Annotated in this window: 14 protein-coding genes and 2 pseudogenes; 6 read left to right on the top strand and 10 right to left on the bottom strand. The window is 39.6% G+C overall.

The window, feature by feature from the left end; all coding sequences use genetic code 11:
- Window positions 1-86: 86 nt before the first annotated feature.
- Window positions 87-1,412, top strand: a complete 1,326-nt coding sequence (locus CDG77_RS19650; protein WP_094331017.1) for a hypothetical protein — start codon at window positions 87-89, stop codon at window positions 1,410-1,412.
- 60 nt (window positions 1,413-1,472) lie between these two features.
- Here the strand turns inward: CDG77_RS19650 and CDG77_RS19645 are convergent, their stop codons facing one another.
- On the bottom strand, window positions 1,473-4,067 hold the full coding sequence (locus CDG77_RS19645; protein ID WP_094331016.1) for a chloride channel protein: 2,595 nt from the start codon (window positions 4,065-4,067) through the stop codon (window positions 1,473-1,475).
- Window positions 4,068-4,105: 38 nt separating this feature from the next.
- On the opposite strand from CDG77_RS19645, the gene CDG77_RS35590 reads away from it, so the two are divergent.
- Entirely contained in the window at window positions 4,106-4,321 is a 216-nt protein-coding gene (locus CDG77_RS35590; RefSeq protein ID WP_143857058.1) for a hypothetical protein, read from the top strand.
- Window positions 4,322-4,836: 515 nt separating this feature from the next.
- Window positions 4,837-5,118, top strand: a pseudogene (locus CDG77_RS19640) (TonB-dependent receptor plug domain-containing protein); the annotation flags it as partial.
- Window positions 5,119-5,130: 12 nt separating this feature from the next.
- On the opposite strand, the gene CDG77_RS19635 reads toward CDG77_RS19640, so the two are convergent.
- The 5 genes from CDG77_RS19635 to CDG77_RS19620 all read right to left on the bottom strand — a co-directional run bounded on the left by CDG77_RS19635 (window position 5,131) and on the right by CDG77_RS19620 (window position 10,277).
- Window positions 5,131-6,942 (bottom strand): ABC transporter ATP-binding protein, encoded by a 1,812-nt coding sequence (locus CDG77_RS19635; protein ID WP_094331015.1) that lies wholly within the window; start codon window positions 6,940-6,942, stop codon window positions 5,131-5,133.
- Between the two features lie 23 nt (window positions 6,943-6,965).
- The gene (locus CDG77_RS35585; RefSeq protein ID WP_143857057.1) at window positions 6,966-7,160 is read right to left on the bottom strand and encodes a hypothetical protein; all 195 of its coding nucleotides are present in this window, start codon (window positions 7,158-7,160) and stop codon (window positions 6,966-6,968) included.
- Window positions 7,161-7,298: 138 nt separating this feature from the next.
- Window positions 7,299-8,117, bottom strand: a complete 819-nt coding sequence (locus CDG77_RS19630; protein WP_094331014.1) for an ABC transporter ATP-binding protein — start codon at window positions 8,115-8,117, stop codon at window positions 7,299-7,301.
- Between the two features lie 91 nt (window positions 8,118-8,208).
- Window positions 8,209-9,249 (bottom strand): FecCD family ABC transporter permease, encoded by a 1,041-nt coding sequence (locus CDG77_RS19625; protein WP_094331013.1) that lies wholly within the window; start codon window positions 9,247-9,249, stop codon window positions 8,209-8,211.
- Window positions 9,246-10,277, bottom strand: a complete 1,032-nt coding sequence (locus CDG77_RS19620; protein ID WP_094331012.1) for a FecCD family ABC transporter permease — start codon at window positions 10,275-10,277, stop codon at window positions 9,246-9,248. Before CDG77_RS19620 ends, CDG77_RS19625 begins: the two co-directional genes overlap by 4 nt.
- A gap of 230 nt (window positions 10,278-10,507) precedes the next feature.
- Here CDG77_RS19620 and CDG77_RS19615 point away from each other — a divergent pair.
- Window positions 10,508-10,773: pseudogene (locus tag CDG77_RS19615) on the top strand (acylase); the annotation flags it as partial.
- Window positions 10,774-10,779: 6 nt separating this feature from the next.
- On the opposite strand, the gene CDG77_RS37725 reads toward CDG77_RS19615, so the two are convergent.
- From CDG77_RS37725 to CDG77_RS19600, 4 genes are all read right to left on the bottom strand, one after another.
- The gene (locus tag CDG77_RS37725; protein ID WP_219852044.1) at window positions 10,780-10,956 is read right to left on the bottom strand and encodes a hypothetical protein; all 177 of its coding nucleotides are present in this window, start codon (window positions 10,954-10,956) and stop codon (window positions 10,780-10,782) included.
- Entirely contained in the window at window positions 10,953-11,099 is a 147-nt protein-coding gene (locus tag CDG77_RS37720; protein WP_223269887.1) for a hypothetical protein, read from the bottom strand. The genes CDG77_RS37725 and CDG77_RS37720 overlap by 4 nt, the downstream gene beginning before the upstream one ends.
- Before the next feature lie 240 nt (window positions 11,100-11,339).
- Window positions 11,340-12,422 carry a response regulator gene (locus tag CDG77_RS19605; RefSeq protein ID WP_094331011.1) on the bottom strand — a complete coding sequence of 361 codons (1,083 nt, stop codon included), beginning with the start codon at window positions 12,420-12,422 and terminating at the stop codon, window positions 11,340-11,342.
- A gap of 1,369 nt (window positions 12,423-13,791) precedes the next feature.
- Complete coding sequence (locus tag CDG77_RS19600; protein ID WP_094331010.1) at window positions 13,792-14,283, bottom strand: hypothetical protein; 492 nt, start codon at window positions 14,281-14,283, stop codon at window positions 13,792-13,794.
- A gap of 175 nt (window positions 14,284-14,458) precedes the next feature.
- Between CDG77_RS19600 and CDG77_RS38575 the strand changes: the two genes are divergently transcribed.
- Together CDG77_RS38575 and CDG77_RS19595 are read left to right on the top strand one after the other, a co-directional pair.
- Window positions 14,459-14,581 (top strand): hypothetical protein, encoded by a 123-nt coding sequence (locus tag CDG77_RS38575; RefSeq protein WP_258169556.1) that lies wholly within the window; start codon window positions 14,459-14,461, stop codon window positions 14,579-14,581.
- Window positions 14,582-14,796: 215 nt separating this feature from the next.
- Complete coding sequence (locus CDG77_RS19595) at window positions 14,797-14,994, top strand: hypothetical protein (RefSeq protein WP_094331009.1); 198 nt, start codon at window positions 14,797-14,799, stop codon at window positions 14,992-14,994.
- Window positions 14,995-15,281 lie beyond the last annotated feature (287 nt).

Below are 15,281 nucleotides of genomic sequence, written 5' to 3'. Positions count from 1 at the left end.
CAGCTATTCGACTTAAGTATAAGTAATCAAGCAATTTGAAGTGACATAATATATAGATTACCCACTATTGACTTTTGAAACCAGCGATGAAAGAACGGCTACAAATCCACAAAAAAGCTGACTCATCCGCTTCTAAGTCAGAACAAAATCAGTTGCGATGTCTAAGACTGGCTACGCCTACGCAACTGTTAACTAATCACTCTCAACTTGGCTCCCACAAGCCTATAGTACAGGCAAAATTAGAGAATCAGAAATTTCAACAGCATCAGTTTGAGGCAACAAAACTCCAAATCCAAGCCAAGCAAGGCACTATTACGCCAGAGGGACAGGAACGACTCACTGTATTACAAGCAAAGATGAATGAGTCGTTGCAGCAAGGAAAGAAACACTCTGCCCAATTTGGTCATAACATTGACAAAATGGCGATGAAACGTGCAGATACTGTCTCACTAGCAGAAATGCAACCCCTCTTGGAATCAGTAATACAGCCAAAACTCACTATTGGTCAACAAGGAGATCGGTATGAGCAAGAAGCGGATAGAGTCGCTACTTCTGTAGTTAGCCAAATTAATCTACCTACTCTGCAAACCCAGGAAGAAGAGCAAACGAACTTACCAGGTAGCAGAAACGAACAAGCAAACTCTGAAGAAATATTAGCAGCAAATAATTCAGCAGATAAAAAACAAAAATTTTTACAAGATTACTCACTAGCCAAAACACTAGTAAATGGCATAGATGACACATTACCAGAAGATAAAATTCTGGAACAACTATTCAAAAATTTTGGAAATATCCAATTTCAATACACAATGGTGAGCAAGAGTCCAGAAACTCTCTTGAAAGGCTCTCCAGAAGGAGATTGTCAGACATTAGCTCGGACTTTTAAAAAGGTTGCAGAAGAGTATTTTGGCATCGAAAAAATAACAGTTGAAAGCATTGCCAAACCTTTTCTGAGTGAAACTGGAGTTACACCATACCAAGGTAAAAAACCTAACTGTGATGATGGCAAGCGGTGGTTTTTCCAAAATCATTATTGGGCTACCTGGAATGGCAAAGTTTACGATGTTTTATTCCTCAGCCATAAACGAACTGAAGCAGATATTGCAAAACAGGTGCAACCACTTACATCTATGTTGATGCCTGAGCAAGAGTACTATGAAACAGAAAAAGGGAAAGTTGTATATCCAATTGTCAATAAGTACTCAACTGTAGAAATTAGTATATTTGAGAAGCTGAAAAACTTTGTTAATAATCTTGGGAGATTTTTCTCGGATAATATGAGTGCGATAATAAATAAAATTCAGTCTTTATTAGCCAAAGGTGGAAACAACACTAGCGGTTTTGATTCTTTAATAAGAGAACTAGAAAACGACAAAACTAGTACTACAATCTCAAACAATCAAAATCAATAATTCCAGACTAGCTCATTTGTACAATGATTCTACCTATAAGGATGGCCTGCGTCTACGTAATTAAGTTTTGACCATAATCACTGTGCAACTACTCTTGCGAGAAATATTCTCAGCAATGTTTCCTTGAATCGCTTGTTGCAAGAGACTTTCACGGCTAGCCCCTAGAACAATCACATCACTATTGTCTTGTTTGGCGCACTCAAGTACAGCCTCAGAAACAGAATTTGCCTGGACTGGAGTAGCCACCACCTTACCTTTAACTCGGCGTTGGAGAAAGTGGACAGATTTTTCCAATAATGTTGTGTCAGGAATGGAGCCAGTAGGGTGGAAAACCTGACAGAGCTTGATTTGGGGCGAGGTACTTAAAGAAGTAAGAGCAGGTAATAGCTTAATTGCTTGGCTGGAGTTAGGGCCACCTGCCATTGGCAGCAACCAACGATCAAAAGCTCTTTTATCATGCAATTTAGCCAAGACAACATCACAACTTGCCTGTCGAATTATGGTATCTACCACTCGGCTGAAAACTCTACCAGGAGTTGATGTACTGCCTTTCCATCCCATTAGCACCAAATCAATATGCCGCTCTTTCACACTCTCCAAAATTGCCCCAGCGACATTATGGGTAACTCGGATCTGGGTGTGAACGGGAATCCGCCACTTCTCTCCTAACAGTATTGCCCTTTGTAAAAGCTCAAGGCTTTTGGTAATTTGTACTGGTGTTTCAGATGGAATACGGTTAGATGGAACAATAATCACTTGGAGACATTCTATTTCGTAATTGCGCTCTTTGGCGATCGCAACTGCCATTTGTAGTAAAGTCTCGGCTGTTTGAGGATGTGAAAGTGGTAATAGTAACCTTCCTTTGCCTGTAGCTGGAGCGCGAGTTTGGTAAATCACATAAGAAGGTACTGATTTCGATTCTATCTGTTGGGTATTACCACTCAACTTCTCTGCTTCTACACGAATAATATCACTACGAGTAATAATTCCGATTAGCTTCCGACCTTCTGTAACAGGTAAGCAGCTTAGGTGATAACGATTGAGTATATGCAGTACATGGGCCAGTGTAGCTGTGGGACTTATTGTTACTGGCTCTGGTGTCATAATCTCACTAATAGGTGTATCTCCACCTAAATGTTGCGAGGCAAGACTAACTAAATCTTTCTGAGTGATAATACCAACAACTTTACCATTTTCTAAAATTGGGAAGTTGCGATGGTGAGAATCAGAAAATGCCTGCATTGCTTCATCAGTACTCATCTGGCTAGATAAGGTTTCGACACGTCGCTGCATCACATCTGCGGCACTTATTTGTGCTAGAAGCCCTTCTGTACTTGGCTCTTTTGTAATATGAATCCCTTTCCACTCTAGTAGAAGGTCATAGAGCGATCGCGAGTCAATTTTTTCCGCTACTAAATAGGCAATCACAGATACAATCATTAACGGTAGCACCAGATTGAAATCTGTCGTCATCTCGAACACAATGACAACTGCTGTGATTGGTACCTTAGAGACAGCGCTAAAAAACGCAGCCATTCCCACATGAGCGTAGGTTGTTGCAGCACTCATTCCCAGCAAACTCTGTTCGGTAGCACCCACCAAGTAACCAAGGGCAGATCCTAATGCCAAGGTAGGAACCAGCAAACCCCCTGGCGCACCTGAGCCGTAGGTTAAAATAATTAGGATAAACTGGACTAAAAAAGCGATCGCTGCAAATAGCCAATCACCACTACCTACAAGCAAAATTTCTCTCAGCCCAGCATTATTGCGAAAAGTTATAGGTAACAGAGCTATTACAACACCAGTCACTAGCCCCACAATTCCAATTCGCCAGGGTAAACTCAGGTTTAGTAAACGCCGATTAATTGCCAGACTTGCAAGAATACTTTTATTAAACAGAATACCTAGTAGCCCAGCCAGCACTCCCAAAATCAAGTAGAAAGGGATTTCCTGAGCGAAGAAAGTTGTATGTGATGAAAATCCTAAATTCAGATGATTCAGATCGAGGCTGTGACTACCATAGAGTCGGGAAATGACTGAAGCGATGAAAGAAGCCAAAATCGCAGTGCCAAGAGTGATACCTGACACATCTTGGAGTAATTCTTCCACTACAAAAAGGACACCGGCAATAGGTGCATTAAAAGCCGCAGCTAATCCAGCGCCTGCTCCGGCGGCGATCAGTTGGCGACGATGCTCTGGTGAAGTCGGCACCCAGTTACTAAGTTGATTTGCCAAAGCTGCCCCAATTTGGACAGTCGGCCCTTCTCGTCCTAAAGGCATTCCAGAACCCAGCACTAGTGTAGCGCTAACCAACTTCACCAAAGCAATCCGTAGATTTAACGGCATCGGCACGCGAGCCAATACTGCTTTCACTTCCGACATCCCACTACCCGATGCTTCCGGTGCAAAGCGCTCTACGAGCCAACCAGCTAAAATTCCTCCTACCAGTCCAATGCCTGGTAGCACCAAATAAGCAGGCCACAGATAAGAAAGATGGACTCGCCATGCTCCCGCCCAGTCTACAGCCTGTCCTAATAGAACTGCTGCTAGCCCAGAAACTAAACCAATCAGACAAGCTTCAACGAAAGCCAAACGCCTAGGTCGAAGCATCTGACGAGAAAGCCTCAACCACAGAATTTTTCCCTTGGCGAACATATTTTTAGCAATCACTTGTCATAAATGAAGGTATATAAATGTCTGAAATATCTTACCATTTACCCTATAGGCTCTGTTCAAAGATAAGCAAGCGGAAATTCTGGCATTGGTCTAATGGCGATCGCCAACAACACGAATATCGTCTTTATACCCGTAGGCATCGCCTTCTCTTCTCTACAAGAGGCTGCGCCAACGAGACGCTACGCGAACAACAGCTTATCAGTCATAGTATAAATGGTAATTATTTTGTTTAGTATAATCCCTCCTAATTTTTTTCTGGAGGCAATTTTATTACCTACGTGACCCAAAACATTGCCCAAAAGAGTAATTAGCAACTTGGGTTATTTAATTAACAGTGTTTTATTTAAGTGGATTCTCCTTGGTTGCAAACTCTTGCTCAAATGAACAATTGCTTTGGAAGAGAGACAAATTATTCATAATAGCTCAGATGCAACTTTCTCATTGCGATCGGAGGAAAATAGTGATTTAGTTGGATAAATCTCTGCCTTGTTGAGATTAACTTCTATTTAGCATTAATTACACTATCAAGAATAAGTAGCTTTAGCAATAGAGTAAATATAGACATTGAGTATCAAACACTCTTGATATATAAACTTTAGTATATCGGTTTATATACTTCTTTAGATAGATGACAAATAAAGATATATCTAAAATCTTATCTGTAATAAAGATATATATAAGCTCTACTTAGGACTCCATCAATTATTTATTTCGTCTTATTTAGCGCAATGATGTTAATAGCTATGCCATAACAGGAATTGAAACAATCGAGCGAGTGGAAGTTTTGAAAGGGCCTGCCTCAGTTCTGTTTGGAGCAGTAGAACCTGGTGGAATCATCAACGTTATCACCAAACAACCCCTTAGTGAACCTTATTACAAATTGGCATTTGAGGCAGGAAACCGGGGATTTTATCATCAGCCCAGTTTTGATTTTTCAGGCCCATTGAATGACGATAAAACCCTGCTCTATCGCTTAAACGCCAGTTATCAAAGTTCAAATGGGTTTCAAGATTTTGTCACCTCAAATTTAACCCTGTCGCTTTTATTTTACCCCCGATTGCACGCGCCACAAATTAGCATAAATTCCGTTCTTCTCTAACAATTCTTCATGGGTTCCCGACTCAACTAACTCGCCATATTCCATTACATAAATGCAATTAGCATTACGAATAGTAGAAAGGCGATGAGCGATAGCTATGGTTGTTCGATTAACAATAATCCTTTCTAAAGAACGCTGAATTGCCGCTTCGGTTTCATTATCCACTGCTGATGTAGCTTCATCTAAAACTAATATAGGTGGATTTTTTACCACAGCCCTAGCGATCGCAATTCTTTGCCTTTGTCCACCAGATAATTTTTGACCCCGTTCTCCAACTATCGTCTCATATTTTTGAGGGAGTCGCATAATAAAATCATGGGCTTCAGCAATTTTGGCAGCATTAATTATTTGTTCATCTTTAGCATCAAAAGTACCGTAGGCAATATTCTCAGCAATAGTACCATGAAATAAGAATACATCCTGACTTACCAAGCCAATACTACTACGCAAATCATGTAAATTTAAATTTTGGATATCAATGCCATCAATGGTAATCTTTCCAGAAGAAATGTCATAAAATCGCAATAGTAATTTAACTAAAGTGCTTTTACCAGAACCTGTAGAACCAACAATAGCAATAGTTTGGCTTTGGGGAATATGTAAAGATAGTTTCTTAATTACTGGTTCTCTATCTTGATAAGCAAAAGTAACTTGCTTGAAGTCAATTTCACCACGTACCTGAGAAGTATGTAAAGATATATCCCCTCTAATAATATTGATGGGAGCATTCAACAAATTCATAACCCGATTGACAGAAGCCATTGACCTTTGATATTTGTCAAAGATTTCTCCTAATGAGACTAATGGCCACAATAGCCTCTGCACTAAAACGAGTAAGACACTGTAATTACCAATAGATATTGTGCCAGCAGATGTTGCCATACCTCCCCAAAATAGTAAGCCTGTGAACCCAATTAAAACTAGCATTCTAATTATGGGAATAAATGCAGCCGAAAGTTTAATTGCTTTGGTATTACTTTTTCTATATGCTTCGCTGTCGCTTGCCAATCTAGCACTTTCATAAGCTTCAGCAGTGAAACTCTTAATTGTGTTAATTCCACTGAGATTATTTGCTAGTCGGGAGTTTAGAAAACCTACTTTATCCCGCACATCAGCATAACGAGCTTCTAGACGTTTTTGATAAGTGAAAGAACCCCAAACAATAAATGGCATTGGTAGCATTACTACTAAAGTAATGGAGGGAGGTAAAACCCAGAAAGCACCAACAGTTAAAATGAGGATCGAGGTACTAATCTGGATAATGTCATTGGCTCCGAAATTTAAAAAATCTTCTAACTGGTTGATGTCGTCATTCAGTATTGACATCAAGCCCCCAGTACTACTTTCTTCAAAGTAAGCTGAATCTAATTCTTGTACGTGATTGTAAGTATCCAAGCGTAAATCATTCTGAATATCTTGGGCTAAATTACGCCACAGCCGATCGTAAGCATACTGAGAAAGCGATTCAAATATCCAAATAATGACAGCGATCGATGAAAGCAACAAAAATTGCGAAAATGTATCTTTAATTCCCCATTTTCCAATTAGAGAATCTTCCTTCTTGACGAGAATATCTACCGCAGCACCAATCAACCACGGTGGTGCTAAATCTAATATCGTATTAATGATTGAAAATGATGTTGCTTGCCAAATTTGTTGGCGATAGCGTCTTCCATAGTTAAGCACGCGTTGTAAAGGATGGGCTGAATTGCTAGGTTTATTAGGCGCTATGGAAGATTTTGATGTGATTGTCACGACTGTTTATTGTTTGTAGTTAGTTAGATTATTGATGAGAGCGATATAGGATTACTATTTGATTTTTGAACGAAATTAGGTATTGTAGAGGAGCCAGTGCGTTGCGGTGAATCCAGCGCTGTAGGCGGGTTTCCCGCCGTAGGCGACTGGTGAACCCGAAGGGAGGTTCCCTCCGTTGTAGCAACTGGCGTTGTGTTAGAACGGAGTTCGTAACGCACTATTATCAAGGGTTCGATGCGTTACGCTGTCGTTAACACATCCTACGGATATTTTCAGAAATCAAACCGAATTCCTATATCTTTAGTACAATATGAGCGAAGCTGGATTTACACCGTTTTGTTTTAGCAGAAATTACATCAGGAATTTAAGTAAATTTGTTTATTATTTTCCTTTCCCTTGCGTCCTATAGGTAAACACATTGGTGTCCCCACAACAGGATCGAGAATAATCTGACACTCCAATCTAAAAACTTCTTGAACCATTTCTTGAGTCATCACTAACTTTGGTTCCCCAGCAGCAAAAATTCGACCATCTTTGACTGCTATTAAGTAATCAGCATAACGACACGCTTGGTTTAAATCATGTAGCACCATTACAATTGTTCGTCCTTGAGTTTGGTTCAACTCATACAACAAATCCAAAATTTCTATTTGGTGCGCTAAATCTAAAAAAGTAGTCGGTTCATCTAAAAGTAAAATATCTGTATCTTGCGCCAGCGCCATTGCAATCCAAGCTCTTTGTCGTTGTCCACCAGATAAAGTATCTAATGCTCTATCTGCCAATTTCAACAAATCTGTAATTTCTAGTGCCTGCTGTACGATTTTTTCATCTTTTGCCGACCACTGCTGCAACCAATTTTGATAAGGATAACGTCCTTGTGCTACTAAATCTCGCACTGTTAAACCTTCTGGTGCTACTGGCCCTTGGGGTAAAATACCTAACTGCTGCGCTACTTCTTTGGTGGAAAGATTAAAAATGGACGTTCCATCAAGATATACCTTACCACTACTGGGTTTGAGCAATCTAGCCAAGCCTCGTAACAATGTTGATTTACCAGAACCATTAGCACCAACTAAACCAGTAATTTGTCCGGGGGGTATTGCCAAATTAAGGTCACGGATAATCGTAGCCCCATCGTAAGCTAAAGATAGACTTTTAGTTGACAGCCCTTTCATAAGTGAAACCATTTTAGATTTTAGATTTTGGATTTATGAAAATCTGATTTTTGGGTTGATAAAATATTTTCAATCCCCAGTTTTCAATCCCTTATTTTTTGCGGTTACGAATTAATAAATAAAGAAAATAAGGAGCGCCAATGGCAGCAGTTATTACCCCACAAGGAAGTTCAATAGGTGTAAACAGTGTTCTTCCCAGCAAGTCTGCTATGACAACAATCACTCCTCCCAAGAGGGCGGAAGTAGGAATCAAGGCTTCATGGGTTGCACCTACCAACTGTCGTCCTAAATGGGGTGCAATTAAACCAATAAAACCAATATTTCCGGCGGTGGCGACTCCTGCACCTGCTAGGGCTACACCTACCACTGTGAGTAAACCACGTTGCCATTCCACCTGACTACCTAGACTTTTGGCGACATCATCTCCCAAGTTTAAAGCATTCAAATGCCTTGCTAGTGTCAAAGCCATTGGTACGAAAACAATTAACCAAGGTAATAAAGAAAAGACTTGCTCCCAGGTACGGCCGTAAACGCTCCCAGCTAACCAAACCAAAGCATTGCTAACATCATTAATTTCTCCATAGGTAATCATCAGGCTGGTTATGGCACTTGCGATCGCAGATAAGCCAATACCCATCAAAATTAATAGAATCGGAGAACTACCTTGATTCCACGCCAGGGAGTAAATTAAAACCGCCATCAGCAAAGCACCACCAAAGGCTGATAGAGGTAAGGTATAAATCGGTGCTGATGGCAATAGCACAATTACGATAATTGCTGCCAAACTCGCCCCAGCATTGATACCGATAATACCTGGGTCTGCCAAAGGATTGCGTGTCAGTCCTTGAAAGATAGTGCCAGAAATTGCCAGCGCTACTCCCACCATAAAGGCTACAAGGGTACGGGGTAAACGCAAATCCTCAATCACGAATGCATGGTCTGGGTTTCCCGTATCTATACCCAATAGAGTTTTGACGATATTTAAAGGTGAGATTGGGTATTCACCCTGCCCTACATTCATCACCATCGCCACTACAATCCCTACTGCCAAACATAACAGTATGACTGGTACGCGTCGGTCAATTCGGAAAGATATCGCCGGAGAACGAATGACTAGCCAATCAACCTTCATTTTTTCACCTTTGATTTAGCCAGATAGACAAAAAAGGGAGCGCCAACCAGTGCTGTCATTACACCTACAGGTAACTCCTGCGGTTTGAGCAATACACGAGCAGCAATATCTGCAACCAAGAGCAAAATAGCACCCAAAACTGCACAATGAGGTAATATCCAACGATAATCGGCTTTAATATAAAATTTCACTATATGGGGAACGACTAAACCAATGAAGCCGATTGGCCCTGCCAGGGCGACGGAACTTCCTGCTAATAAGACTACACTGATAGCGGTAAATATTTTTATCCAAGCTGTCTGTTGACCCAAACCTTTGGCGACATCTTCACCTAAACTCATAGTGGTAATTTGTCTGCCGAGGGCAAAAGCTATGATTAATCCGATGCCGACAAAAGGCAGTACTTGTAAAAATAAATTAAAATCTCGACCAGATAATGAACCAGCTAACCAAAATCTAACTTGTTCGAGTGTTTGTTGACTGAGAATCAGGATAGCGGTGGTGAGGGAAGAAATCAGGGCAGTTAAGGCCGCTCCTGCTATCGTCAGATTCAGTGGAGTGGCTCCTCCCCGTCCTAGAGAACCAAGGGTGTAAACTAATACTGCTGTCACTCCCGCACCCAAAAAGGCGACAAGGGCGTAAATACTTAAGGATGAGCTACCAAAAACGAAAGTTGCGACAACGACAAAGAGGGCGGCTCCCGATTCAATACCTAAAATACCTGGATCTGCTAAGGGGTTTCGAGTCAAACCCTGCATCAATGCTCCCGATACAGCAAGGGCTGAACCTACAAGGATAGCAATTAGCGATCGCGGTAATCTCACGGTCTGAATAACTAAGCCATCGTAAGAACCATCAAAGGCGATAAAAGATGTCAAAATCTTGTCCAGAGGTATTTCTACTGCACCTAGTGTCACACTGTAAACTAAGCAAATTAGCAGCATACATAGTCCCAAAACTAGACCAAACAAGGCTGATATTTGTGGCTTTTTCAATCCTCTAGGTGATACTGTAGTCGCTTTTATCATGCTCCTGTCGTCATTTGAAAATATTATGCTCTACTGGTCAGTTGTTTTTTCAATGCTTTTTAAGCATGAGAGTTGATAATCTTTCTTGATAAATATATAGATTACACGATCGTGTAGACTTTTCCCAAGTTTTTAAAATGAATCAAGAATACTATTTCAGCTTTGATATTATTTCTCAATAAAGAGACCTGAACAAAGAAAAGTTGCAAGCAGGATCTATATGGTTGGATGATATGGATTTGCCTAGTAATGGTGGGGATGGCAACATGGGAATTTTTCGGGTACTCGATTTCGCTCCTGGAGCAAATGGGCAGTTCCAAGCTGTTGCAGGTGATTCATACGTTGCTGCAATTGAATTTTCTAACCCTGTACGGGCGGCACTCACCAGTTACGGCAATGCAACTCAACTTAGCGACCAGTTACAGATGTTTGCCAACAAAAAATTCGCGATCGCTCAGATATTCTTGCCCATCTAGAAGTACGTAAAGTATTCTGAGGTCAATCAGCCAGCTTTCAAAGTCTGACGCACTTTTTCAACGACTTGAGAAAGTGCGCCAGCTTCAAAGGGAGAAATAAGATTTGCCGATCGCACTAATTCTCGAAAGGAGGCAGAACCCCCGCGATCGCATAATGCAATATACTCCGCTAATGCCTGCGAATAATTTTCTTCTGCTTTCACCCAAAACTGCAAGGCGCAACACCCCGCCAAGGTGTAATCAATGTAATAAAACGGCGTACAGTAAATGTGTTGTTTTTCTTGCCAGAGTCCACCTTTAGCGATCGGGCGAGTTCTAAAAAGTTTTTATTTCGGGAAATCGCCAACTTTCATTTTTCCAAAAATCTATTAAGATATTAATAATAAAATTGCTTTTAATCTTAGCATGAAACTGCTATAGGTTCCGACTCACTACAATTATTATTTTTAGTTTGATAAAACAAAAATTATTTCAATTCAATCAGACAATTATCTATAACGAAAAAAATAGCGATGCAGGTAATACTAAATCTGAAATATGCAAAAATATATATCGATTAAATGGAGTTATTTATTATATTAGAAAATTAAATAATATGTTTAAAGATTACTTTTAGTAAATCTCCTTGTGTGAAAGGCTTAGTTAAATAGCCAGAGGCTCTAACCATCTTAGCTTTAGCTCTATCTATAAATCCTACTTTTTCTGACACCATAATCACAGGTGTATTTTTAAAATGCGAGTGTTTACGCAGCAAAGAACAGAGTTCATATCCATCTAAATTAGGCATTGAAATATCCAACAAAATTATGTCGGGTTTTGTATGAATAATTTGCATTAAAGCTTTTAGAGAATCGGTGACTCCCACAACAGAAAAGGTTTGCTCATCTAAATAACTTTTAATAGCATTCAATACTGTAGGACTGTCATTAATACAAAAAATTGTGTATATTTTTTTGTCAGCATGGGGTTGGACGATTCGCCGATCCCTCTGTTCATTAGTATTAACAGAGTAGGCTGAGGGTTTATAGCCGTTTGTTCTAGACCAGTTTGATGTACTTTTGTTTTTAGGTTTTAACTCATTTATTTTGAACAGTTCTGAGGGGTGCGATTGAGAAGAGGGGGATGTCTGACGATAAGCTACTTCGTTTCGGGGCATTTGACATCGTTCAACCAGTAAACGGAGATTTAGATGACAAAATTTTGGCATGTCGTCCAGAAAGCTTTCAGGAATAAATTCATAACTCCCCTCTTCTAAGTTGAGAAATGACTCCAGAACTTCTAGTGCCAACTGTTCTATCAGTATTGCTGCTTGAGAGGGACTAATATATCTCTGATTAACTAACCAGCAAATAGCCAGATAATCTGGGTTCGGTATTGCCTGATTTTCAATCCCAGTTTCAAATATTGCCCGTAATTGTTCGTGAATTTCAAGAGGGAGAGTAGAAATTTGCTGACTCAAGCGTTGCAAATTCCTGTAAAGCGGCTCAAACATTTTCTCTGAATAGCAAGCATAAATGAGCTTACCCTCATCTACATATATTGACCAAGAACCTGATGTGCTAAACACCTGCAAACAACCAGTAACCGACTTACCAGTGATTTTTTTCAACAAAGATAAAGGCTGGAGCTTTTGGAAAAATCTGTATCTACTAATTGGAAGTGTCTTCATTGAGATAGTTCTGGAATAAAATTAACATTTGCAGGCAAAATTAGTGAATTACCTTTTCGGAATTCACCGCGACTTTGTTGGAAACACTATCAAATAAATATAGCGGTCACATTTGACTTAGTACAGAGATTCCACACCCCCCAACTCTTAATTAACCAATCTCTGTTAAGCTAGAAAGCACGAATTACAATTAAACCAATCCACATTATTGCCCAATAGCAAAATGGCCCGACTGGTTGCCAGGATATAGTATTTCAAAAATTAGATTGGTTTTCTGTATCTTTTGCTAATCTAGCCAATCTAACAGTAACTCAAGTGCAACGAACAGACCATTGGCTCTCGCCCATCAGTCACAAAAGCATCATTGTTATCCGTATTTCACAGCCTAAAATTGTAGATACTTTGCTTCTGTTGCAAAAGTTTTTTTGCCCTTTATCCTAAAGTCTGGAGCAACCAAAATCTCTTGTGATGTGGATGAAAAGACTTATCCACAAAGGCTTTTAAGGATTAACTTCCTGCCGCTTTTATATCCGTGACGAAAGTTATCAGCTACTTTTGCTAGAGGTTTATGCTTGAGGTAAACTTCATCAAGAGAAAAGTATTATTAAAAACTAAGCATTCCAAAAGCTTAATGTCTTACTTAGGTTTGTGGGTGTAGAGCAGCTCTGAGTGTTGGGATTAAGCAAAATTATTACTTGCACAACAAGAATGATAAATCTCCGACCAAGGATGAGTTAGCTGATAATTGCCGCCATAATGGTGTGTGGTGAGATGCACAGGCGACCAGTTCAGCAGAAGGGAATCTCTTCATAAGTACTGGAAACGGGTTTTAATGTTGTGTGGGGCTAAATAGTCACTCTGTCAATTTGGAGTGACAAATTCAAGAATTTACAGCGAAGTTCTTGATTGGTAGTACATACCTGCAAAATAGCTATTTTTAGCTAAATGGTAGATAACAAGTAACGCACTCACTAAAATTCAGATTACTATAATTTTCAAAAAAAGTTAGCAGCAATATATAAACTTCATGATAAATCAGTGAAGTAAAGATGAAAGCTAACTAATATTATCTTTCAGTATTTCTTTTCTCTAACATCCGGGAAGGCTAAAAATGTACAGTAAAAGATAATTTTGTCTGGTGATTTAATTACACTTATAAATGAATGAATCATTTTATGATAGCAATTTACCCGAAGAATCTCAAGTTTTAAAAATCACAAATATCAATACAAAATTATCCGCATGGGCCTAGCTTGTCGTAAACATTGCATTGATTAAGCTATGTAGCAAAAAGACGCAAAGAATTTCTTTGCGTCTTTAGTGTGAGATTTAGAAGTGGACATTCTCACCGTTATAGTTCTCCATCTACTTAAACTTGTTCCCGCCAGCACCAGTTTAAAAGTGTACCACCAGCAACCAACTTAACTACTTCTAGTACCCAATAACTGCCGTGTAGTAAATTCATTGTCGATGGAATAGCAGCAGCAGCTTCAAATAGATTGAGTTGAACTCCGATGGCGCACATTTGCGGAGTTAAGAAATAGGTGTCAAGCACAGCGATAGTTAGCAGCAGCCCAGATAAAATAATACTGCGAATCCGCCAGTGATATTGGATTTTACCCAAAGCTAATGCCCCAGTTAATACTACAGCAGCAGATAATAATTCCATCCGATTGAAGTTCCAAAAAATCGTATAGCCTGCTGTCGTAAAACCAGCTTGGCTCATCATACCGGAAAGATAAAGGCTAGGCATAATTACCCAGTCTAAAACTAGACTAGCACTGAGCCAAAAGCCCAAAGTCAATATAATAGCAGTTTGCCAAATTGGTCGTTTGAATTCAATGTTAGAAATAGCAGTCATAAAATAATTGCGTGTGTTGTATTCTTAGTCTCTAACTTCACCAGCAATTTGACAAGGAATATCAATTAACCTTTACAAAGCAATTTCTCTTAATTGATTCTTAACTCAATTACAAGATTTCTTAAAGTTTATTGAGAAACGTAAAGTTTTTTTTAAAAAGTAATTTAAATAGATTTTGCTTGTTAGAAATACTCAGTTTTTTCTATCGAATAACGAAGCGATCGCAGTTATGGGAGAATTAATCGTTGGCTTGGCTAAATTAGCGATCGCAATTTCATGTTTTGGCTACTGGCTGTGACTATTTATGGTTTGTGAAACTGAGAATACTGAATACTTACGTTTTTTGTGGTAAATGCTATTTAGTTTAGGGATTGATTTTTGCTGAGGGGCGATGTCTCCGACAGCTACACTTACGTCTTTCTTACCTACTGTCGCGTGAAATTAAGTCTCAAGATAGTGTGTAGCTCACCACAGAACAACTTAAGCTTGGTGTATAAGTTTGGGGAAATAATGATGAATAAGGAAACAGTTCCTAGTCAAGCTGAAAAATCTAATCCAGAAGGCGAACCATTGGAACTAAGTCCAGAGGTACTCGACAAAATCAAACACCCTGCAAGAATAGACGATGTTATTCGGGAGCAATCACCAGAAGAACGTAAGAGTAACCCAGCTTTAACGCCAGAAATGATTGATGATTCAACCGATCGATAAGCGGGTTTACAATCTAGTAATATAAAAGCTCAGGTTCCCAACTTCTCTAAGAAGTTGGGAATCTTGTTATTGACGTTAACTCATACTGTAAGCAGGTTGGCGTAATTAAAACTAACTGGCGCAAGCTGTCCTTTGTCATTGGTCATTAGTAGGGGCTTTAAGCCTGCTTACATTTAGCTAATGTATTTGAGTTTTTCGCGCCAATTTACTTAATCGAAGAATACTATAGCGGTTCTCAGTTGAGTGAGGTACAAGAACCCCACCCCCAACCCCCTCCTCGCTTGCGG

It is taken from the genome of Nostoc sp. 'Peltigera membranacea cyanobiont' 213, from assembly GCF_002245975.1.
GTDB lineage: Bacteria > Cyanobacteriota > Cyanobacteriia > Cyanobacteriales > Nostocaceae > Nostoc.
This window is presented reverse-complemented; position numbering and strand designations above follow the sequence as displayed.

Coding starts and splice junctions, on each gene's coding strand:
- CDG77_RS19650 (WP_094331017.1), top strand. CDS start 87: ATGAAAGAACGGCTACAAATCCACAAAAAAGCTGACTCATCCGCTTCT.
- CDG77_RS19645 (WP_094331016.1), bottom strand. CDS start 4,067: ATGTTCGCCAAGGGAAAAATTCTGTGGTTGAGGCTTTCTCGTCAGATG.
- CDG77_RS35590 (WP_143857058.1), top strand. CDS start 4,106: ATGTCTGAAATATCTTACCATTTACCCTATAGGCTCTGTTCAAAGATA.
- CDG77_RS19630 (WP_094331014.1), bottom strand. CDS start 8,117: ATGAAAGGGCTGTCAACTAAAAGTCTATCTTTAGCTTACGATGGGGCT.
- CDG77_RS19625 (WP_094331013.1), bottom strand. CDS start 9,249: ATGAAGGTTGATTGGCTAGTCATTCGTTCTCCGGCGATATCTTTCCGA.
- CDG77_RS19620 (WP_094331012.1), bottom strand. CDS start 10,277: ATGATAAAAGCGACTACAGTATCACCTAGAGGATTGAAAAAGCCACAA.
- CDG77_RS19605 (WP_094331011.1), bottom strand. CDS start 12,422: ATGAAGACACTTCCAATTAGTAGATACAGATTTTTCCAAAAGCTCCAG.
- CDG77_RS19600 (WP_094331010.1), bottom strand. CDS start 14,283: ATGACTGCTATTTCTAACATTGAATTCAAACGACCAATTTGGCAAACT.
- CDG77_RS19595 (WP_094331009.1), top strand. CDS start 14,797: ATGAATAAGGAAACAGTTCCTAGTCAAGCTGAAAAATCTAATCCAGAA.